Origin of the sequence: Streptomyces sp. NPDC002838 (assembly GCF_040295365.1) — a bacterium.
Lineage (GTDB): Bacteria > Actinomycetota > Actinomycetes > Streptomycetales > Streptomycetaceae > Streptomyces.
Genome location: NZ_JBEOVF010000005.1, coordinates 254,028 through 273,995, shown reverse-complemented (window position 1 = coordinate 273,995; position 19,968 = coordinate 254,028). Strand labels below are relative to the sequence as shown.

The following is a 19,968-nucleotide window of genomic DNA, read 5'->3' as shown; positions in this document are numbered from 1 at the left end:
TCACGCGGCGAAAGCGCCCCTTTCCACTCCCCCGGTTCACTCCGAGCGCCTGCCCGGACGGGTGAATGGACGGGGGCGGGTGGATACACCCTAGGGGTGGGGGAACCGAGGGGGACCGTGGAGCGGCGACAGTGGAGTACCCCGTGATCGCCGCTCCACGGGCGGATGCCCCGCGGTCCCGTGGATCAGCCGAGGGCGACCAGGACGTCAGCCGAAGACAGCCAGGCTCTTCGCCTTGCCCTTGTGCTCCTCGACGAGCGCGAGGAAGCGGCCCTCGGGGTCGAAGACGGCCACGGCACCGGTGCCCGTGTACACGTCGGGCATCTCCAGCCGTACGCCGTTCGTGAGCAGCCGGGCCCGCCTGGCATCCACGTCCCAGCGCGGGAACGCGGCCGCGGCGGCCTCGGCGATCGGCATCACGGTCAGCTCCTGCTGGAGCTGGTCCAGCGTCTTCGCCGCGTCCAGCTTGTACGGCCCGACGCGCGTCCGGCGCAGAGCCGTGAGGTGACCGCCGACGCCCAGGTCGGCGCCCAGATCGCGGGCCAGGGCCCGGATGTACGTGCCGGACGAGCAGACCACCGACACGACCAGGTCGAGCACCGGGGTGCCGTTCTCGGCGACGGCCTCCCGGACGTCGTACACCGCGAAGGACGAGACGGTGACCGGCCGGGCGGGGATGTCGAAGTCCTCGCCCTCGCGCGCCCGCTTGTAGGACCGCACGCCGTCGATCTTGATGGCGCTGACCTTGGACGGCACCTGCATGATGGCGCCGGTCAGCTTGGCGACGCCGGCGTCGACGGCCTCGCGGGTGACCTTGGAGGCGTCCACCGACTCCGTGATCTCGCCCTCGGCGTCGTCCGTGACGGTGGTCTGGCCGAGGCGGATCGTGCCCAGGTACTCCTTCTCGGTCAGCGCGAGGTGCCCGAGGAGCTTGGTCGCCTTCTCGACGCCGAGGACGAGGACACCCGTCGCCATCGGGTCGAGGGTGCCGGCGTGCCCGACGCGCCGTGTCCTTGCGATGCCGCGCATCTTGGCGACGACGTCGTGCGAAGTGAAGCCCGACGGCTTGTCGACGATGACAAGGCCGTCGGGCGTGGGGGTCTTCTGGGTCATTCGGCGGCGTCGCCCTCGTCCTCGCCCGGCTTCCGGTACGGGTCGGCGTCGCCGGCGTACTTGGCACCGGCCGAGACCTCGCGCACCTTCTCGTCGGACTGGCGCGCCTTGTCCAGGAGGTCCTCGATGGTCTTGGCGGTGTCGGGCAGCGCGTCGGCCACGAAGGTCAGCGTCGGCGTGAACTTCACGCCCGCCGCCGCGCCGACCGCGGAGCGGAGCACGCCCTTGGCGCTCTCCAGACCGGCGGCCGCGGCCGCCCGCTCCTCGTCGTCCCCGTACACCGTGTAGAAGACGGTCGCCTCCCGCAGGTCACCCGTGACCCGGGTGTCCGTGATGGTGACGTGCGAGCCGAGCCGCGGGTCCTTGATCCCGCGCTGCAGCTTCTCGGCCACCACCTCTCGGATGAGGTCCGCCAGCCTTTTCGCCCGCGCGTTGTCGGCCACTGGTCCGTCTCCCGTTCTTTCCTGTCTGCGTTCTCAGGTGCGTCAGTTGCGTCTTCGGCCGTCAGTCGTCTTCGCCGTGGAAGCGCCGCCTGACGGACAGCAGCTCCACCTCGGGGCGGCCGGCGACCAGCCGCTCGCACCGGTCCAGTACGTCGGTGAGATGCCCCGCGTCGCCGGAGACCATCGCCAGGCCGATGACGGCCCTGCGATGGAGGTCCATGTGGTCCACCTCGGCCGCGCTCACCGCGTACTTCCGCTGGAGCTCGGCCACGATCGGGCGGACGACGGACCGCTTCTCCTTCAGCGACCGTACGTCGCCGAGGAGCAGGTCGAAGGACAGCGTCCCCACATACATGTGTGTAACCGGTTCACCCGCCGGTACGGGATCGATGGCCCCGCCATTCAGTGGGCGGGGACATCAAGAACCGTACAACGAACGGGCGGGTGGCTCGACGGGATTCTTTCGCCCCCGCCGGGGGCGCTGCCCCCTGGAACGGCGCGTTGGCCGACGGAACCGAAGTCCCGTCGGCCAACGCGAACCGTCGGCGTTACGCCCGCGGCTTCTCCCGCATCTCGTACGTCGCGATGACGTCGTCGACCTTGATGTCGTTGAAGTTTCCGAGGTTGATACCGCCCTCGAAGCCTTCGCGGATCTCGGTGACGTCGTCCTTGAAGCGACGCAGACCCTCGATGTTGAGGTTCTCCGCGACGACCTTGCCGTCGCGGACCAGGCGGGCCTTGGTGTTCCGCTTGACCTCGCCGGAACGGATGATGACACCCGCGATGTTGCCCAGCTTGGACGACTTGAAGACCTCGCGGATCTCCGCCGTACCGAGCTCGACCTCCTCGAACTCCGGCTTGAGCATGCCCTTGAGGGCCGCCTCGATCTCCTCGATCGCCTGGTAGATGACCGAGTAGTAGCGGACGTCCACGCCCTCGCGCTCGGCCATCTGCTGTGCCCGCCCGGCGGCGCGCACGTTGAAGCCGATCACGATGGCGTCCGAGCCCATCGCCAGGTCGATGTCCGACTCCGTGACCGCACCGACGCCGCGGTGCAGGACGCGGATGTCGACCTCTTCGCCGACGTCCAGCTGGAGCAGGGAGGACTCGAGGGCCTCGACGGAACCAGAAGCGTCACCCTTGATGATGAGGTTGAGCTGCTGGACCTCGCCGGCCTTGAGCACCTTGTCCAGGTCCTCGAGGGAGACGCGACGCGTGCGCTTGGCGAAGGCCGCGTTGCGCTCACGGGCGGCACGCTTCTCCGCGATCTGACGGGCCGTACGGTCCTCGTCCACCACGATGAAGTTGTCGCCCGCACCCGGGACGTTGGTCAGGCCCAAGACCTGGACCGGCGTCGCCGGACCGGCCTCCTGCACGTTGTTGCCGTTGTCGTCGTGCATGGCACGCACGCGGCCGTAGGCGTCGCCCACCACCATCGTGTCGCCGACCCGCAGGGTGCCTCGCTGGACGAGGACCGTCGCCACGGCACCGCGGCCGCGGTCGAGACGGGACTCGATCGAGATGCCCTGCGCGTCCTGCTTCGGGTTGGCCCGCAGGTCGAGCGAGGCGTCGGCGGTCAGGATGACCGCTTCGAGCAGCGAGTCGATGTTCAGACCCTGCTTGGCGGAGATGTCGACGAACATGGTCTCGCCGCCGTACTCCTCGGCCACCAGGCCGTACTCGGTCAGCTGACCGCGCACCTTGGTCGGGTCCGCACCCTCGACGTCGATCTTGTTGACCGCGACGACGATCGGGACGTCGGCCGCCTTGGCGTGGTTGAGCGCCTCGACCGTCTGCGGCATGACGCCGTCGTTGGCCGCGACGACCAGGATCGCGATGTCGGTCGACTTCGCACCACGGGCACGCATGGCGGTGAACGCCTCGTGACCCGGGGTGTCGATGAAGGTGATCTTGCGATCCTCTTCGTTGACCTCGGTCGTGACCTGGTAGGCACCGATGTGCTGGGTGATGCCGCCGGCCTCGCCCGCGATGACGTTCGTCTTGCGGATGGCGTCGAGCAGTCGGGTCTTTCCGTGGTCGACGTGACCCATGACGGTGACGACCGGCGGGCGGACCACCAGGTCCTCCTCGTCGCCCTCGTCCTCGCCGAACTCCAGGTCGAAGGACTCGAGCAGCTCGCGGTCCTCCTCCTCGGGGCTGACGATCTGAACCGTGTAGTTCATCTCGTCGGCAAGGAGCTGCAGCGTCTCGTCGGAGACGGACTGCGTGGCCGTGACCATCTCGCCGAGGTTCATCATGACCGCGACGAGGGACGCCGGGTTGGCGTTGATCTTCTCCGCGAAGTCGGTGAGGGAGGCACCGCGCGACAGGCGAATGGACTCGCCGTTGCCGCGAGGCAGCATCACGCCGCCGACCGACGGGGCCTGCATGGCCTCGTACTCCTGGCGCCTCTGCCGCTTCGACTTGCGACCACGACGCGCGGGACCACCAGGACGACCGAAGGCGCCCTGCGTGCCACCACGGCCACCCGGACCACCGGGACGACCGCCGAAGCCGGGACGGCCACCGCCGCCACCGCCGGGACCACCCGGACGACCGGCGAAACCGCCGCCACCGCCACCGGGACCACCGGGACGGCCGGCGAAACCGCCACCGCCGCCGCCACCCGGACGACCGGCGAAGCCGCCGCCACCCGGACGACCGCCGCCGCCACCGCCCGGACGACCGCCGCCGCCGGGACCGCGACCGCCGGGACCGCCGCCACCGGGGCGCGGGCCGGCAGCGGGACGCTGCGGCATCATGCCGGGGTTCGGACGAGGGCCGCCGGGGCCGCCGCCGGGACGCGGACCGCCGCCCTGCGGGCGGGGCATGCCGCCCGGGGTGGGACGCGAGCCGCCCGGAGCCTGCGGACGGGGACCGCCCGAGGCGCCCTGGGGACGGGGACCGCCCTGGCCCTGCGGACGCGGAGCGCCGCCGGGCGCGCCGGCGCCACCGGGGCCCCCTCCCGGTCGGGGTGCACCGCCCGGACGGGGCGCCTGCGGGCGCGCCATGCCGGTGGAGCCACCAGAGGTGAAGGGGTTGTTGCCCGGACGGGGACCGGCCGGACGGGCACCGGGACGCGGAGCCTGACCACCCGGACGCGAACCGCCGGGACGGTCGCCACGGTCACCACGACCCTGGCCGCGCTCTCCGGGACCGCCCGGACGGGCGCCCGGACGCGGAGCCTGAGCACCCGGACGCGGAGCGCCCGGACGGGCACCGGAGCCGGAACCGGAACCAGAGCCGGAGCCGGAACCGGCGGCCGGTGCGGCGGGAGCCGACGGAGGTGCCGTGAACTCGGGCGTGGTGGGCGCCGGAGACGCCGGGGCGGGCCGCGGCGCGGGCTTCGGGCCCGGAGTGGGACGGGGGCCGGGAGCAGCCGGTGCGGCGGGAGCCGCGGGCTTCTCGGCGGCGGCCGGCTTGGGGGCCGGCGGGCGCGGGGCAGCCGGACGGGCGGCCTGCGCGGGAGAGGGGGCTGCCGGCTTCGCCGGGGCAGCCTTGCGGGGGGCGGGCTTGCCGCCTCCGTTGCCCTGCTGGAGGGCGTCCGTCAGCTTACGGACTACGGGCGCCTCGATCGTCGAGGACGCCGAACGGACAAATTCACCGAGTTCTTGGAGCTTGGCCATGACGACCTTGCTCTCAACCCCGAACTCCTTGGCGAGTTCGTATACCCGGACCTTAGCCACTTCGCTCCTTTTAGGTCCGGGTTGCGGCCGGACCGTCGCTACTTCATGGGCGTACTCATCGCGTACTCATCGAGTGCTCATCGCAATCTCGACCTACTTCCAACTCGCGAGGTACCAGGGCCGCACGGGGTTCCGTGCGACGCGTCTTACGGTGTTGCCTGCTCGACATAAAGGCGCAACGCCTTTGTGTCGAGCGGTCCCGGGGCGCGCAGCGCCCGTGGGAAGGCCCGACGGCGTACCGCCAGGTCCAGACAGACCAGGGCGGGGTGCACATACGCACCCCGGCCGGGCAGCGTACCGCGATCATCGGGGACGCATTCGTCCTCGATCGCCACGATACGCAGCAAGTCCTTCTTGGCCGCTCGCTCCCGGCACCCCACACAGGTGCGCTCAGGGCATGCTCGGGCGGGCGTCCGGCCAGACACAGCTAAGTCTACCTCCCCGTACCGACCTCACCCCTTTGGGGCAAAAATCGAACGGCTGTTGTCGTGATCTAAGCGACCTGCGGCCTGGATCTATTCCCCGGGCTGCTCGGTGTCCGGACGGATGTCGATCCGCCAGCCGGTGAGCCGGGCCGCAAGCCGGGCATTCTGCCCTTCCTTGCCGATCGCCAGCGACAGCTGGTAGTCGGGCACCGTCACGCGCGCGGAGCGGGCGGCCATGTCCACGACCTCGACCTTGGAGACCCGGGCCGGCGACAGCGCATTCGCGACCATCTCGGCCGGATCGTCGGACCAGTCGACGATGTCGATCTTCTCACCGTTCAGCTCGCCCATGACATTGCGCACACGGCCACCCATGGGGCCGATGCAGGCGCCCTTGGCGTTCAGACCGGAGCGGGTGGAGCGGACGGCGATCTTCGTACGGTGACCGGCCTCACGCGCGATGGCGGCGATCTCGACGGAGCCGTCGGCGATCTCCGGCACCTCCAGGGCGAAGAGCTTCTTCACCAGATTGGGGTGCGTACGGGACAGGGTCACGGACGGGCCGCGGACGCCCTTGGCGACCCGGACGACGTACGACCGCAGACGCATGCCGTGCGCGTACGTCTCGCCCGGCACCTGCTCCTGCACCGGCAGGATGGCCTCCAGCTTGCCGATGTCCACGAGCACGTTCTTCGGGTCGCGCCCCTGCTGGACGACACCGGTGACGATGTCGCCCTCGCGGCCGGCGTACTCGCCGAGCGTCGCGTCGTCCTCGGCGTCGCGCAGCCGCTGCAGGATGACCTGCTTGGCGGTGGTGGCGGCGATCCGGCCGAAACCGGTCGGGGTGTCGTCGAACTCGCGGGGCTCCTGGCCCTCCTCGAGGTCGTCCGGATCCTCCTTCGCCCACACGGTCACATGACCGGTCTCCCGGTTGAGCTCCACGCGCGCGTGGCGGCGGCTTCCCTCGGTGCGGTGGTAGGCGATGAGGAGGGCCGCCTCGATCGCCTCGACCAGCAGGTCGAAGGAGATCTCCTTCTCCCGTACCAAGCCCCGCAGGGCACTCATGTCGATGTCCACGGCTACGCCTCCTCCTCTTCCTTCATGTCCTTCGTGTCCTTACGGCTGAACTCGACCTGCACGCGCGCCTTGTCGATGTCGCCGAAGGCGAGTCTGCGTGCGGTGGGCTTGCGTCCCTTGACTCCGGGCACCTCGACGTCGAGTCCGTCGTCGTCGACCGTGAGGATTCTGGCCACCAGCTCCTCGCCCTCGGCCAGTTGGAACTTCACCAGCCGTCCGACGGCTCGCGTGTAGTGCCGGTGCTCCTTGAGGAGGCGCTCCGCGCCCGGGGTTCCGACCTCGAGGGTGTACTCGCCCTCGCCCATCGCGTCCGTCTCGTCGAGCTTCGCCGAGAGCGCGCGGCTCACATCGGCGATCCGGTCCAGATCGGCACCGGTGTCGGAGTCGACGACGACGCGCAGCACACGCTTGCGTCCGACGGAGTCCACGGCGATCTCTTCGAGATCCAGGCCCTGGGAGCTGACGAGCGGTTCCAGGAGCTCTCGCAGCCTCTCGCTCTGGGTGGTGCTCATCCGGGTGACTCCTCGGCCGCGTGTGCTGTTGTGGGAAGGTCGCGTGTCTGGTCAAAGGGTATCCGGTCCCGGGGGGTGTTGCCGTCCACCGGGGCGGCCGTCGGACGCCCGCCGGGCGGCCGGGCGGGCACCGGCCGGGGCCCGAACGGTGCCGCTGAGTGGTGCGGGGTGACTGCGCGGGTACGGTGATCACGGGCGTGCCGCCCCTCTTGGTGTTTCTTTCGTACGAGTTCCCCGAGGACGTCTGCCGTGCCCCTCACCCCGCCCTCGCGCGCCCTGACAGGACCGCGCCGAAGAAGCCTGCTCGCCACGGCCGCGGGCGCCGCCCTGCTGGCGGGCTGCTCCGACGGGTCGGACTCCGAGTCCACCGGCCGCAGCCCGTCGGCGGCCGAGCGGGCACGCGCGCGTGCGGCCCGCGAGAGCCGAGGGCTGGTCGAGCGGTACGACGCCGTCCTCGCCGCGCATCCTGCGCTGGCGGAGCGGCTGGCGCCGCTGCGGGCGGAGGTCGTACGGCACGCGGAGGCGTTCGGCGGGGCCCGGCAGGCGTCTCCCCGGGCCACGGAGACCTCCCCGTCGGCGTCACCCTCCGTTTCCCCGCCGGTCGCCGTGCCGGGGAACGAGAAGGACGCGCTCGCCGAACTCGCCGCCGCCGAGCGGTCCCTCGCGGACCGGCGCACGCGGGCGCTGCTCGACGTGCCGGGCGAACTGGCGCGGCTGCTGGCCTCGGTGGCGGCGGCCGGGGCGGCGCACGCGTATCTGCTGACGGAGGGGGCGAAGTGAAGGACCAGGAACTGAAGGCCCTCCAGGCGGCGCTGGCCGCCGAGCACGCGGCCGTGTACGGCTACGGGGTCGTCGGCGGCCGGATCCGTGAGGACCGTCGTACGGAGGCGAAGGCGGCGTACGACGCCCACCGGGCCCGGCGGGACGCCCTGGCGCGCGAGGTGCGGGACCTGGGCGGGGCGCCGGTGGCCGCGGCGGCGGCGTACGCGCTGCCCTTCGCGGTGCCGGACTCGGCCGCGGCGGTGCGGCTCGCCGCCGAGCTGGAGGACCGTGTGGCCGGCGTGTACTCCGACCTGGTCCGGGCGACCGGGGGCGAGCGGCGGCGTACGGCGGCCGGGTCGCTGCGGGAGGCGGCGGTGCGGGCGGTGCGCTGGCGGGGCGAGAGCGTAGCCTTCCCTGGGCTCGCCGAGCGGGCGGCCACCACCTCGGCGTCACCGACGCCCACCGTGTGAACGTACGCTCGACACGTACGGGAAGGGAACGACTCGCGCATGGCTTTCGAACCGCCGCGGCGTCTGGTCAGGGCGCTCGGTGAGACGGCACCGGACGGTGACGACTGGTTGGAGAAGCTGCCCGAGGCGGCCGGGCAGGCCGTCGCGCTGCGCGAGTTGACCGTCGAGCGGGTACAGGTGCCCGGTGGGCGCAGCAGCCTGGTCGTGCTGGTACGGCGGCCGGACGGCACCCCCGCCGTGCTCAAGCTGGCCCCGCCCCGGGCCCGCCCGGAGAGCGAGCGGGCCGCGCTGGCCCACTGGGGTGGCCTGGGTGCCGTACAGCTGCTCGAACCGTTCATGTCCGAAGGAGTGCTGCTCCTCGAGCGGCTGCACCCGGATGTGTCGGTGCGGTCGCTGCCGGAGGCGAAGGCGCTGCTGGAGGCGGCCGGGACGCTGCGGCGGCTGTGGGTCGAGCCGCCGGCCGGGCAGCCCTTCGAGACCGTGGCCGAGCGGACCGGGCGGCAGGCCGAGGCGATGCGGGCGAGTGCCGCCGCCGACGCGGAGGTACGGCCGCTGGTGGACGCGGCGCTCGCGGCGCGCGAGGACCTGCTGGCCGCGCCGCCCGAGCAGCGGCTGCTGCACGGCACCTTCCGGCAGAGCAAGGTGCTCGCCGGGGAGCGGATGCCGTGGCTGGCCGTGGGCCCCGATCCGGTGGTCGGCGAGTGCGCCTTCGACCTGGCGCGGCTCGTTCGGGACCGGGTGGAGGACCTCATCGCCTCGCCGTCGGGGGCGGCGACGACCCGGCGGCGGGTGAAGCGGCTCGCGGAGTCGCTGGACGTGGACCAGGAGCGGCTGCGCGGCTGGACGCTGTTCCGCGCCGTGGAGTCGGGCGTGCGGGCGCGGAGGGTCGGGCGCCGGGCCGACTCGGAGTTGTTGCTGGAGTTCGCCGGCTGGCTGTAGGGCGTTGCGGCCGGCCTTCCGGGGCTGCGCCCCCGGCCCCCCCCATCGGCCTGAACGGCCTCGTCCTCAATCGCCGGACGGGCTGGGTTGGTCAGCCCGACCGGCGCTGTGAAATGCCGTCACAGAACAGCACTTGAGCTCCGGCCCTCAGGCCGTCAGCCTCGCGACCGCCTCCGCCACCGTCAGCTCCTCACGCTCACCGGTCCTGCGGTCCTTCAGCTCCAGCACGCCCTCGGCCGAGCGCCGCCCGGCCACCAGGATCCGCGGTACGCCGATCAGCTCCGAGTCCGTGAACTTCACGCCCGGGGAGACACCGGCCCGGTCGTCCACGAGGACGCGGACACCGGCCGCCGCCAGCTTCTCGGAGACGTCGAGCGCCAGCTCGGTCTGCAGGGCCTTGCCCGCGGCGACGACATGGACGTCGGCCGGGGCGACCTCCTTGGGCCAGCACAGGCCCTTGTCGTCGGCGCTCTGCTCGGCGAGGGCGGCGACCGCGCGAGAGACGCCGATGCCGTAGGAGCCCATGGTCACGCGGACCGGCTTGCCGTTCTGGCCGAGGACGTCGAGCTTGAGGGCGTCGGTGTACTTGCGGCCCAGCTGGAAGATGTGGCCGATCTCGATGGCGCGGTCGAGCTTGAGGCCGGTGCCGCAGTTCGGGCAGGGGTCGCCCTCCTGGACGACCACGACGTCGACGTACTGGTCGACCTCGAAGTCGCGGCCCGCGACGACGTTCTTGGCGTGCGTGTGCTCCTTGTTGGCGCCCGTGATCCAGGCGGTGCCCGGGGCCACGCGCGGGTCGGCGAGGTACTTGACCTTCTCCCCCAGGCCCTGCGGGCCGACGTAGCCGCGGACCAGGTCAGGGCGGCCCGCGAAGTCCGCCTCGGTGACCATCTCGACGACCGCCGGGGCGAAGTGCGCCTCGACCTTGCCCATGTCGACCTCGCGGTCACCGGGCACGCCGACGGCGACGATCTCGCCGTCGACCTTCACGAGGAGGTTCTTCAGCGTGGCGGAGGCCGGGACGCCGAGGGAGGCGGCCAGGGTCTCGATGGTCGGGGTGTCGGGGGTCGGGATCTCCTCGGCGGCCGGGACGTCGGAGGCGTCCACCGCCTTCAGCTCGTACGTGATCGCCTCGGTGTTGGCGGCGAAGTCGCAGTTCGGGCAGTCCGCGAAGGTGTCCTCGCCGGCCCCGGCCGGGGCGAGGAACTCCTCCGACTTGGAGCCGCCCATCGCGCCCGCGGTCGCGGCGCAGATGCGGTAGTCGAGGCCGAGGCGCTCGAACACCTTCTGGTAGGCCTGGCGGTGCAGGGCGTAGGACTGGGCGAGGCCCTCGTCCTCCGTGTCGAAGGAGTACGAGTCCTTCATCAGGAACTCGCGGCCGCGCAGGATGCCGGCGCGGGGGCGGGCCTCGTCACGGTACTTGTGCTGGATCTGGTAGAGGATCACCGGCAGGTCCTTGTAGGAGGACGCCTGGTCCTTCACCAGCAGGGTGAAGATCTCCTCGTGGGTGGGACCCAGGAGGTAGTCGCCGCCCTTGCGGTCCTGCAGGCGGAACAGCTCCGGGCCGTACTCGTCCCAGCGGCCGGTCGCGTCGTACGGCTCACGCGGCAGCAGCGCGGGGAGCAGTACCTCCTGGGCGCCGATCGCGTCCATCTCCTCGCGGACGATCCGTTCCACGTTGGCGAGGACCTTCTTGCCGAGCGGCAGCCAGCTCCAGATACCGGCCGCGGTGCGGCGGACGTAACCGGCGCGGACGAGGAGCTTGTGGCTGAGGACCTCGGCGTCCGCCGGGTCGTCGCGCAGCGTCTTCGCCATCAACTGGGACATGCGCTGGACCGGTGCGTTGGCCATGGTTCTCGAACTCCTGCTGCTGGGGTTCCCCCTTTGGGGGAGGGTGATGGCAGGAGGTTAGCCGGGCCGTGCGGGACGGTGGAAATCGGTTAGCGACGGCGCAGGGGCAAGTGGGCGCCCATGACGGCGTACGGCTTCGGGGCGCTGGGGAAGAGGACCTGGCGGGCCAGGTCCTGGTAGCCGAGGGAGTGGTAGAGGCCGCGGGCCGGGCTGTCGGTGTCGATCGCGGAGAGGATCGAGCGGGGTTCGGCGGCGCTGTCGGTGATCGTGGTGATCAGGGCGCGGCCGATGCCGCGGTTCTGGTAACGAGGGTGGACGTGCAGTTCGGTGATCACGAAGGAGTCGTCGAGCCAGTCGTCGCAGTGCCTTGCTCGGAGGTACGGCTCCACGACTGTCGACCACCAGTGGGCGCGGTCGTTGGGCATGCCGTAGACGAAACCTGCGAGGTTGCCGCCGGCTGTTGCGCCGAGGGCCCTTGCTCCCGGGTAGGTCATGTGGCGGAGGACGATCTGGCGGCGGACCGCTACCTCGTCGGGACCCAATCCGAAGGCGACGGCTTGGACGGCTAGGGCCTCATCGACGTGGGCTGACAGGTCCAAGGGGCCGATGGCGAGGTCCATGCGGGGAGCTTACAGGGGGGTTTCGGTTGTCGTCCGAGTGCCGGTTGTCGGGGGCTGGTCGCGCAGTTCCCCGCGCCCCTGGGTGCGCTGTCCCCCCCGGCGCCCTTCAAAAGAGAACGCTCATGAAAGCGCCCACTTCTTGGAAGCCCACCCTCCGATACGTGCGCCTCGCCGCCGTATTGAAGTCGTTCACGTACAGGCTCACCACCGGCGCCACGTCCGCCAGCGCGTAGCGCAGGACCGCGGCCATGCCCGGGGCCGCCAGGCCCCTCCCCCGGTACTCGGGGGCCACCCACACGCCCTGGATCTGGCAGGCGCGGTCGGTCGCGGCGCCGATCTCGGCCTTGAAGACGACCCTGCCGTCGGTGTCGAGGCGGGCGAAGGAGCGCCCGGAGCCGACGAGTTCGGCGACCCTGGCCTGGTACAGGAGCCCGCCGTCGCCGGCCATCGGCGAGACGCCGACCTCCTCGGTGAACATCGCCACGCACGCCGGCATGATCGTGTCCATCTCGTCCTTGCGGATGCGGCGGACGTAGGGATCGGGGGCGATGTCGGTGGGCATGCGGTCGGTGACCATCAGGGGCTGGTGGGGGCGGACCTCACGCGCGGGGCCCCAGCTCGGTTCCAGCAACCGCCAGAGCTGGGCGGTGGATTCGGCGGGACCGACGATGGACGAGCAGCGCCGGCCCGCTCTTCGTGCCCGGTCGGCGAAGGCGCGGACGGCGCGCGGGGTGGCGCAGATCGGGACCAGGTTGGCGCCGGCGTAGCACAGGGACGTCAGCATGCCGTCCTCGTACCAGCCCCACATCTCGCCGCCGAGCCGCCACGGGTCGAGGCCGGCGACCTGGACCCGGGACGTCACGAAGGCGTTCGCGACCGGCTCACGGTGGAGGACGGCGAGCGCGGCGTCCAGGTCGCTCGGTTCGAGGACCCGGGAGGTCGTCTGGGTCAACACGGGCGGGGCCTCACAGTGGGATCTGCTGATCTCCGCACTGTACCTGCGGAAGCTGAGCAGCGCCGCCCTGTGGGGGTTACCGCCCGTTTGTAGGTGGTCGTCGGCTGCCGTGCCGTCCCTGGGGGCCGGGCTGCCGCCCCCAGACCCCCGCTGTCGGCCCTGAACGGGCCTCGTCCTCAAACGCCGGACGGGCTGAACGCAGCTGACCGGTGCTCGATAGGAACCGTCAGCCCGCCACCGACACCGACGGCTCACCGGAGGTGACGCCGTTCGCCTCCATCTGTTCGGCCAGCTTCATGGCCTCCTCGATGAGGGTCTCCACGATCTTCGACTCGGGGACGGTCTTGATGACCTCGCCCTTGACGAAGATCTGTCCCTTGCCGTTGCCGGAGGCAACACCGAGGTCGGCCTCGCGGGCCTCGCCGGGGCCGTTCACCACGCAGCCCATGACGGCCACGCGGAGCGGGACCTCCATGCCGGTCAGGCCCGCGGTGACCTCCTCGGCCAGCTTGTAGACGTCGACCTGGGCGCGGCCGCAGGACGGGCAGGAGACGATCTCCAGGCCGCGCTCCTTGAGGTTGAGCGACTCCAGGATCTGGATGCCGACCTTCACTTCTTCGGCCGGGGGTGCGCTCAGCGAGACGCGGATCGTGTCGCCGATGCCCTCGGAGAGCAGGGCGCCGAAGGCGACCGCCGACTTGATGGTGCCCTGGAAGGCCGGGCCCGCCTCCGTCACGCCGAGGTGCAGCGGGTAGTCGCAGGCGGCGGCCAGCTGGCGGTAGGCCTCGATCATCACGACCGGGTCGTTGTGCTTCACCGAGATCTTGATGTCCCGGAAGTCGTGCTCCTCGAAGAGGGACGCCTCCCACAGGGCGGACTCGACGAGGGCCTCGGGGGTCGCCTTGCCGTACTTCTGGAGCAGGCGCTTGTCCAGGGAGCCCGCGTTCACGCCGATGCGGATCGGGGTGCCGTGGTCCTTCGCCGCCTTGGCGATCTCCTTGACCTTGTCGTCGAACTGCTTGATGTTGCCCGGGTTCACCCGGACCGCGGCGCAGCCGGCCTCGATGGCCGCGAAGACGTACTTGGGCTGGAAGTGGATGTCGGCGATGACGGGGATCTGGGACTTGCGGGCGATGGTCGCGAGGGCGTCCGCGTCGTCCTGCGTGGGGCAGGCCACCCGGACGATCTGGCAGCCGGAGGCGGTGAGCTCGGCGATCTGCTGGAGCGTGGCGCCGATGTCGGACGTACGGGTCGTGGTCATCGACTGCACGGAGACCGGGGCGTCTCCGCCGACCGCCACGGACCCGACCTGGATCTGCCGGCTCTTGCGGCGCTCGGCGAGCTTGGTCGGAACGGACGGCATGCCGAGAGAAATCGCAGTCATCTGCTGTGCAACCCCAAGTCGTGGATCAAGGTCCAGGTCCCGTCAGCGGCGGGCTCCAGGCTTCGAGATTACGGCACATGCCAAGGCCCGGGCACATCACGCCCGTAAACCCACCCGTTGGAGGGCGGCCCGGCACAAAGGATGCCGGGCCGCCACAAACGCCGTATGGCTAGGTGATGCGCACCGGGTTAACGACGTCCGCGATCAGGACCAGGATCGTGAAGCAGATGAAGATCCCGGCCACCACGTACGCGACCGGCATCAGCTTCGCCACGTCGAACGGGCCCGGGTCCGGGCGGCGCAGCACCTTCGCCGCGTTGCGGCGCAGCGACTCCCACAGGGCGCCCGCGATGTGGCCGCCGTCGAGCGGGAGCAGCGGCAGCATGTTGAACAGGAACAGGGAGAGGTTGAAGCCGGCGACCAGCATCAGGGCCATGGCCAGTTGCTGGGTGGGCGGGATGTCCAGGGTGAAGATCTCGCCGCCGACGCGGGCCGCGCCGACGACGCCCATCGGGGAGTCCGCTTCACGGGGGGCACCGTCGAAGGCCGAGTCCCACAGGGCGGGGATCTTGCTGGGCAGTGCCGCGAGGGAGTCGACGGCGTCGCCCATGCGGTCGCCCATCCAGGTCACCGATTCGCCGAAGTCCTGGCGGACGACGCCGCTGGCCGCCGTGAAGCCGAGGAAGCCCGCAGTGACGTACTTGCCGGGCTCGACCTGGCCGCTGGAGTCCTTCTTCGCGACCTGGTTGGTGGCGATCTTCGCCTGGAGGGTGACTTCCTCGCCCTTGCGGTCGACGACGATCGGCACGGTCTTGCCGGGGTTGGCGCGGATGAGGTCGGAGAGCCGGTTCCAGTCGTCCGTGCGTACGCCGTCGAAGGCGACGATCTTGTCGCCCGCCTTCATTCCCGCGGCGGCGGCCGGGGACGGGGCGTCGGACGCCTTGCAGGTCTCGCGGTTCTCGCTCTGGGCGATGACGCACTTGGCGACCGAGCTGACCGCGGTGGTCTGCTGCGAGATGCCGAAACCCATCAGCACGGTGAGGAACAGCGCCACCGCGAGGATCAGGTTCATGAACGGGCCCGCGAACATCACGATGACCCGCTTCCAGGGCTTGCGGGTGTAGAACAGGCGCTTCTCGTCGCCGGGCCTGAGCTCCTCGAACGCGGCCGTGCGGGCGTCCTCGATCATGCCGCGCCAGGGCGAGGTGGAGCGCATCTCCACCCTGCCGTCGGGGCCGGGCGGGAACATGCCGATCATGCGGATGTAGCCGCCGAACGGGATGGCCTTGATGCCGTACTCGGTCTCGCCCTTCTTGCGCGACCAGATCGTCGGGCCGAAGCCGACCATGTACTGCGGCACGCGGATGCCGAAGAGCTTGGCGGTGGACAGGTGCCCCAGCTCGTGCCACGCGATGGACACCAGCAGTCCGACCACGAAGACCACTATGCCGAGGATGAACATCAGGGTCGTCATGCACGGGCCTCCGCCGTCTGTGCCGCCAGTTGCCGGGCCTGGGTCCGCGCCCAGGTCTCCGCTTCGAGGACGTCCGCGACGGTGAGCGGGGTTCCCGCGCGCGGGGCGCCGTGCTCGTCCACCACCCGGGTCACGGTCTCCACGATCCCGAGATACGACAGCGCGCCGGCCCGGAAGGCCTCCACGCACTCCTCGTTGGCGGCATTGAACACCGCCGGGGCCGTGCCCGCGAGCTCTCCCACCCGGCGCGCCAGATCGACCGACGGGAACGCGTCGTTGTCGAGCGGGAAGAACTCCCACGTCGACGCCTTGCTCCAGTCGAAGGTGGGTGCGGCGTCGGGGACGCGTTCGGGCCAGCCGAGGCCGATGGCGATCGGCCCACGCATGTCGGGGGGCGTCGCCTGGGCGATCGTGGATCCGTCTGTGAACTCAACCATCGAGTGGACATACGACTGCGGGTGCACGACCACCTCAATCCGATCGAAGGGAATGTCGTAAAGGAGGTGTGCCTCGATGACTTCCAGCCCCTTGTTGACCAGGGTCGAGGAGTTGATCGTGATGACCGGGCCCATGGCCCAGGTGGGGTGGGCGAGGGCGTCCTCGACCGTCACCCGGGCCAGCTCGGCCTTGGTCCGGCCCCGGAAGGGGCCCCCGGACGCGGTGACGACGAGCTTGCGTACGTCCGCTCTGGTGCCGGACGCCAGCGCCTGGAACAGCGCCGCGTGTTCGGAGTCGACGGGGATGATCTGCCCGGGCTTGGCGAGGGCCTTGACCAGCGGGCCGCCCACGATGAGCGACTCCTTGTTGGCGAGCGCGAGGGTGCGGCCCGCCTCCAGGGCGGCGAGGGTCGGGGCCAGGCCGATGGAGCCGGTGATGCCGTTGAGGACGGTGTGACAGTCGGACGCGGCGAGCTGGGTGGCCGCGTCGGGTCCGGCGAGGATCTCGGGGATCGGCTCCCCGGCCCCGTACTCGGCGCCCAGGGCCTCGCGCAGGGCCGGTACGACGTCCTCGCGGGCGACCGCGACGGTCCGCACCCGGAGCCGGTGCGCCTGCTCGGCGAGGAGGGCGACCCGGCCGCCGTTGGCGGACAGGCCGGTGACCCGGAACCGGTCGGGGTTGCGCAGCACGAGGTCGATGGCCTGGGTGCCGATCGAGCCGGTGGAGCCGAGGATCACCACGTCCTTCGGCCCGTCGCCCGCCACCGGGTCGTAGACGAGGTGGGGGTCGGCGAGGGGGGCTGGACTGTCACTCATTCCCCCATTGTTGCCGCAATGGCTGTGCGGGAGGACAGGGCGTCCCCTTCACAGGGGGCTCACAGGCGCATGGGCCGGTCGGCGGAGACGTTCGTCACTCCCGTCGGCCGGCCCATGTCCGACGATCAGCGGATCGGGCGGTGGACGTTCTCCCGTTCACTCGGTCCGGGGGTGGCGTCGGCGATCCACGGGCCCTCGCCCGACGGGTCGACGATGCCCCGTTCCAGCCACTCGTAGGTGCCGGACAGGACGCCCTTGACGACCTTGCGGTCGAGGTCGTCGGTGTTGTTCCACAGGCGGCCGAAGAGTTCCTCGACGCGGATGCGGGACTGGCGGCAGAAGACGTCGGCCAGCTGGTAGGCCTCGCGGCCGTGGTCGCCCTGACCGCGCAGGAGTTCGGCGCGGACGCAGGTCGCGCTCATCGCGAACAGCTCCGCGCCGATGTCGACGATCCTGCCCAGGAAGCCCTGCTTGGTCTCCATCCGGCCCTGCCAGCGGGACATGGCGTAGAAGGTGGAGCGGGCGAGTTTGCGGGCGGTGCGTTCGACGTAGCGCAGGTGCGGGGAGAGGTCGACCTCACGCTTGAACTCGCCGTAGGAGCCGGGGAGTTGGCCGGGGCCCGCGACCAGCTTCGGCAGCCACTTGGCGTAGAAGACGCCGGCGTTCGCGCCCGCCTTCGCCTTGTCCGACAGGGACTTGTCGGGGTCGATGAGGTCACCGGCGACCGACAGGTGGGCATCGACCGCCTCTCGGGCGATCAGGAGGTGCATGATCTCCGTCGAGCCCTCGAAGATGCGGTTGATGCGCAGGTCGCGCAGGACCTGTTCGGCGGGGACCGCGCGTTCGCCGCGGTCGGCCAGGGACGCGGCCGTCTCGAAGCCCCGGCCGCCGCGGATCTGGACCAGTTCGTCGGCCATCAGCCAGGCCATCTCGGAGGCGAACAGCTTGGCCAGCGCGCCCTCGATGCGGATGTCGTTGCGGTCCTCGTCGGCCATCTGGCTCGACAGGTCCAGTACGGCCTCCAGGGCGAAGGTCGTCGCCGCGATGAAGCTGATCTTCGAGCCGACCGCCTCGTGGTGGGCGATCGGCTTGCCCCACTGCTCGCGGGCCGCCGTCCACTCGCGGGCGATCTTCAGGCACCACTTGCCGGCGGCCACACAGGACGCCGGAAGCGACAGCCGGCCGGTGTTGAGGGTCGTGAGGGCGATCTTCAGACCCGCGCCCTCGGGGCCGATGCGGTTGGCGGCGGGGACCCGGACCTGGTGGAAGCGGGTGACGCCGTTCTCGATGCCGCGCAGGCCCATGAAGGCGTTGCGGTTCTCGACCGTGATGCCGGGCGAGTTGGTCTCCACGACGAAGGCGGTGATGCCGCCCTTGTGGCCCTCGCTCTTCGGCACCCGGGCCATCACGACGAGCAGGTCGGCGACCACGCCGTTGGTGGTCCACAGCTTCACTCCGTCGACGATGTACTCGTCTCCGTCGGGCACCGCGCTCATCGCGAGCCGCGCCGGGTCGGAGCCGACGTCCGGCTCGGTGAGGAGGAAGGCGCTGATGTCGGTGCGGGCGCACCGCGGCAGGAACTTTTCCTTCTGCTCGGGCGTGCCGAACAGCTTCAGCGGCTGCGGTACGCCGATCGACTGGTGTGCCGACAGCAGCACTCCGACCGCGGGGCTGGCGGAGCCCGCCAGGGCCAGCGCCTTGTTGTAGTACACCTGGGTGAGGCCGAGCCCGCCGTACTTGGTGTCGATCTTCATGCCGAGGGCGCCGAGCTCCTTGAGCCCGTTGATGACGTCGTCGGGGATCTGGGCGTCGCGCTCGATCCGCGCGCCGTCGATCTTCGTCTCGCAGAAGTCGCGCAGTTTGGCGAGGAACTCCTCGCCGCGCTGGGCGTCCTCGTCGGGCGGCATCGGGTGGGGGTGGATGAGGTCGAGCCGGAAGCGGCCCAGGAACAGTTCCTTGGCGAAGCTGGGCTTGCGCCAGTCCTGTTCCCGGGCGGCCTCCGCCACCTGGCGCGCTTCACGCTCGGTGACGGTGGGTTGGGTGGGTGCTGCGGACATTGAGGCTCACCTCGCCGCGAATCGGGATCTTGGGTCCGTTATGGCTACCGACGGGTGCTACTCGATCGTATGTACCCGATTCGGACCCACCCCACCACCCCCAGGACCGCCGTTCAGCCGATGTCGACGGAGTACGACTTGGTGTCCAGACGGCCCTTGCCCTTGAAAACCTCGGTGCCGGACTCGATGCCGGAGACGTACTTGTCGTTGCTCAGCAGCTTGCGCCGGACGAGTGCCTGGGTGAAGTCGTCGAGGTTCAGCGAGGCCTTGGTGGTGTTGGTGCGGCGGACGAAGGAGTGCACCTTCCAGCCGATGTCGCCCTCGTAGAGGTCCCACATCGCCCCGCCGAGGCTGACGCTGCCGTACTTGGTGCCCAGCGGGCCCGCGCCGCCCTGGCGGTTGAGCCAGATCATGATCTCGTCGGTGGGCTGGTCCTGCCAGTCGGCGGTGTTCTTGGTGTGCAGCCACAGGTCGTGGGCGACGTTCATGGCGCCGGGGTCGGCGCTGACCGTGAAGTCCCAGGTGGTCTTCACCGGCTTGCGGTCGCCGACGCGGATCGGTAGTCCCGTGGACGCCTTGTCTGCCTTCCAGCCCCAGTGCCAGCCGAGCACCGTGCTCGCGTACGACTTCACGTCCGCGTCGGTGCCCTTGCTGTTGTTGGCCCAGGTGTAGTCCGTACCCCAGGAGACGGTGGAGCCGGACCCGGCGTTGTCCCAGACGCACTGGGTGCCGGTGCCCTTGTCCTGGCCCCAGAGGTTGTTGTTGACGTAGTACTTGCCGAGCGTGATCGTGTCGAAGGCCGCGCACTTCTTGTCCGACTCGTCCGCCTGGGCAACGGTGACGCCGGCCGCTGCCGCGAGGGCGACCGTGGCGGCGGCGAGGCTCTTGGCCTTCTTGGACAGACGGGGTCTGCGGTGTTGCATCGGGGGCCCTTCCGGGGGGACGGT

General features: G+C 70.8%; 18 protein-coding genes. 3 read left to right on the top strand and 15 right to left on the bottom strand.

The annotated features are described in order from the left end of the window. Nucleotides 1-207: 207 nt before the first annotated feature. From truB to rimP, 7 genes are all read right to left on the bottom strand, one after another. Entirely contained in the window at nucleotides 208-1,113 is a 906-nt protein-coding gene (gene truB, locus ABT063_RS09800) for a tRNA pseudouridine(55) synthase TruB (RefSeq protein ID WP_351056673.1), read from the bottom strand. After that, nucleotides 1,110-1,556: a 30S ribosome-binding factor RbfA gene (rbfA, locus tag ABT063_RS09795; RefSeq protein ID WP_351056672.1), complete on the bottom strand. Its 447-nt coding sequence runs from the start codon at nucleotides 1,554-1,556 to the stop codon at nucleotides 1,110-1,112. Before rbfA ends, truB begins: the two co-directional genes overlap by 4 nt. Before the next feature lie 61 nt (nucleotides 1,557-1,617). Next, nucleotides 1,618-1,911 (bottom strand): DUF503 domain-containing protein, encoded by a 294-nt coding sequence (locus ABT063_RS09790; RefSeq protein ID WP_073941243.1) that lies wholly within the window; start codon nucleotides 1,909-1,911, stop codon nucleotides 1,618-1,620. A gap of 193 nt (nucleotides 1,912-2,104) precedes the next feature. After that, nucleotides 2,105-5,242, bottom strand: a complete 3,138-nt coding sequence (gene infB, locus ABT063_RS09785) for a translation initiation factor IF-2 (protein WP_351056671.1) — start codon at nucleotides 5,240-5,242, stop codon at nucleotides 2,105-2,107. Nucleotides 5,243-5,388: 146 nt separating this feature from the next. Beyond that, nucleotides 5,389-5,667 (bottom strand): YlxR family protein, encoded by a 279-nt coding sequence (locus tag ABT063_RS09780; RefSeq protein WP_351056670.1) that lies wholly within the window; start codon nucleotides 5,665-5,667, stop codon nucleotides 5,389-5,391. A gap of 90 nt (nucleotides 5,668-5,757) precedes the next feature. Further along, entirely contained in the window at nucleotides 5,758-6,744 is a 987-nt protein-coding gene (gene nusA / locus ABT063_RS09775; RefSeq protein WP_351056669.1) for a transcription termination factor NusA, read from the bottom strand. 2 nt (nucleotides 6,745-6,746) lie between these two features. Beyond that, a complete protein-coding gene (gene rimP, locus ABT063_RS09770) occupies nucleotides 6,747-7,256 on the bottom strand; it encodes a ribosome maturation factor RimP (protein ID WP_351056668.1) in 510 nt (169 codons plus the stop codon). A gap of 249 nt (nucleotides 7,257-7,505) precedes the next feature. Here rimP and ABT063_RS09765 point away from each other — a divergent pair, with 249 nt between their 5' ends. The 3 genes from ABT063_RS09765 to ABT063_RS09755 are packed head-to-tail and all read left to right on the top strand — an operon-like array spanning nucleotide 7,506 to nucleotide 9,427. Next, a complete protein-coding gene (locus ABT063_RS09765; protein ID WP_351056667.1) occupies nucleotides 7,506-8,036 on the top strand; it encodes a hypothetical protein in 531 nt (176 codons plus the stop codon). Then, complete coding sequence (locus ABT063_RS09760; RefSeq protein ID WP_351056666.1) at nucleotides 8,033-8,488, top strand: ferritin-like domain-containing protein; 456 nt, start codon at nucleotides 8,033-8,035, stop codon at nucleotides 8,486-8,488. The genes ABT063_RS09765 and ABT063_RS09760 overlap by 4 nt, the downstream gene beginning before the upstream one ends. A 39-nt stretch (nucleotides 8,489-8,527) precedes the next feature. Next, complete coding sequence (locus tag ABT063_RS09755) at nucleotides 8,528-9,427, top strand: aminoglycoside phosphotransferase family protein (protein ID WP_351056665.1); 900 nt, start codon at nucleotides 8,528-8,530, stop codon at nucleotides 9,425-9,427. Nucleotides 9,428-9,574: 147 nt separating this feature from the next. On the opposite strand, the gene ABT063_RS09750 is transcribed toward ABT063_RS09755, so the two are convergent. The 8 genes from ABT063_RS09750 to ABT063_RS09715 all read right to left on the bottom strand — a co-directional run bounded on the left by ABT063_RS09750 (nucleotide 9,575) and on the right by ABT063_RS09715 (nucleotide 19,944). Further along, nucleotides 9,575-11,278: a proline--tRNA ligase gene (locus ABT063_RS09750; RefSeq protein WP_351056664.1), complete on the bottom strand. Its 1,704-nt coding sequence runs from the start codon at nucleotides 11,276-11,278 to the stop codon at nucleotides 9,575-9,577. 89 nt (nucleotides 11,279-11,367) lie between these two features. Further along, a complete protein-coding gene (locus ABT063_RS09745) occupies nucleotides 11,368-11,898 on the bottom strand; it encodes a GNAT family N-acetyltransferase (protein WP_351056663.1) in 531 nt (176 codons plus the stop codon). A 106-nt stretch (nucleotides 11,899-12,004) separates the two neighbouring features. Next, nucleotides 12,005-12,853 carry a GNAT family N-acetyltransferase gene (locus ABT063_RS09740; RefSeq protein WP_351056662.1) on the bottom strand — a complete coding sequence of 283 codons (849 nt, stop codon included), beginning with the start codon at nucleotides 12,851-12,853 and terminating at the stop codon, nucleotides 12,005-12,007. A 226-nt stretch (nucleotides 12,854-13,079) separates the two neighbouring features. Further along, the gene (gene ispG, locus ABT063_RS09735; protein WP_351056661.1) at nucleotides 13,080-14,237 is read right to left on the bottom strand and encodes a flavodoxin-dependent (E)-4-hydroxy-3-methylbut-2-enyl-diphosphate synthase; all 1,158 of its coding nucleotides are present in this window, start codon (nucleotides 14,235-14,237) and stop codon (nucleotides 13,080-13,082) included. A 169-nt stretch (nucleotides 14,238-14,406) separates the two neighbouring features. Continuing rightward, on the bottom strand, nucleotides 14,407-15,711 hold the full coding sequence (locus tag ABT063_RS09730; protein WP_502990789.1) for a M50 family metallopeptidase: 1,305 nt from the start codon (nucleotides 15,709-15,711) through the stop codon (nucleotides 14,407-14,409). Beyond that, on the bottom strand, nucleotides 15,708-16,964 hold the full coding sequence (gene dxr, locus ABT063_RS09725; RefSeq protein WP_351056660.1) for a 1-deoxy-D-xylulose-5-phosphate reductoisomerase: 1,257 nt from the start codon (nucleotides 16,962-16,964) through the stop codon (nucleotides 15,708-15,710). Before dxr ends, ABT063_RS09730 begins: the two co-directional genes overlap by 4 nt. Nucleotides 16,965-17,089: 125 nt before the next feature. Then, a complete protein-coding gene (locus ABT063_RS09720) occupies nucleotides 17,090-19,021 on the bottom strand; it encodes an acyl-CoA dehydrogenase family protein (protein WP_351056659.1) in 1,932 nt (643 codons plus the stop codon). Nucleotides 19,022-19,134: 113 nt separating this feature from the next. After that, nucleotides 19,135-19,944: a GH12 family glycosyl hydrolase domain-containing protein gene (locus ABT063_RS09715; RefSeq protein WP_351056658.1), complete on the bottom strand. Its 810-nt coding sequence runs from the start codon at nucleotides 19,942-19,944 to the stop codon at nucleotides 19,135-19,137. Between the last annotated feature and the right edge of the window lie 24 nt (nucleotides 19,945-19,968).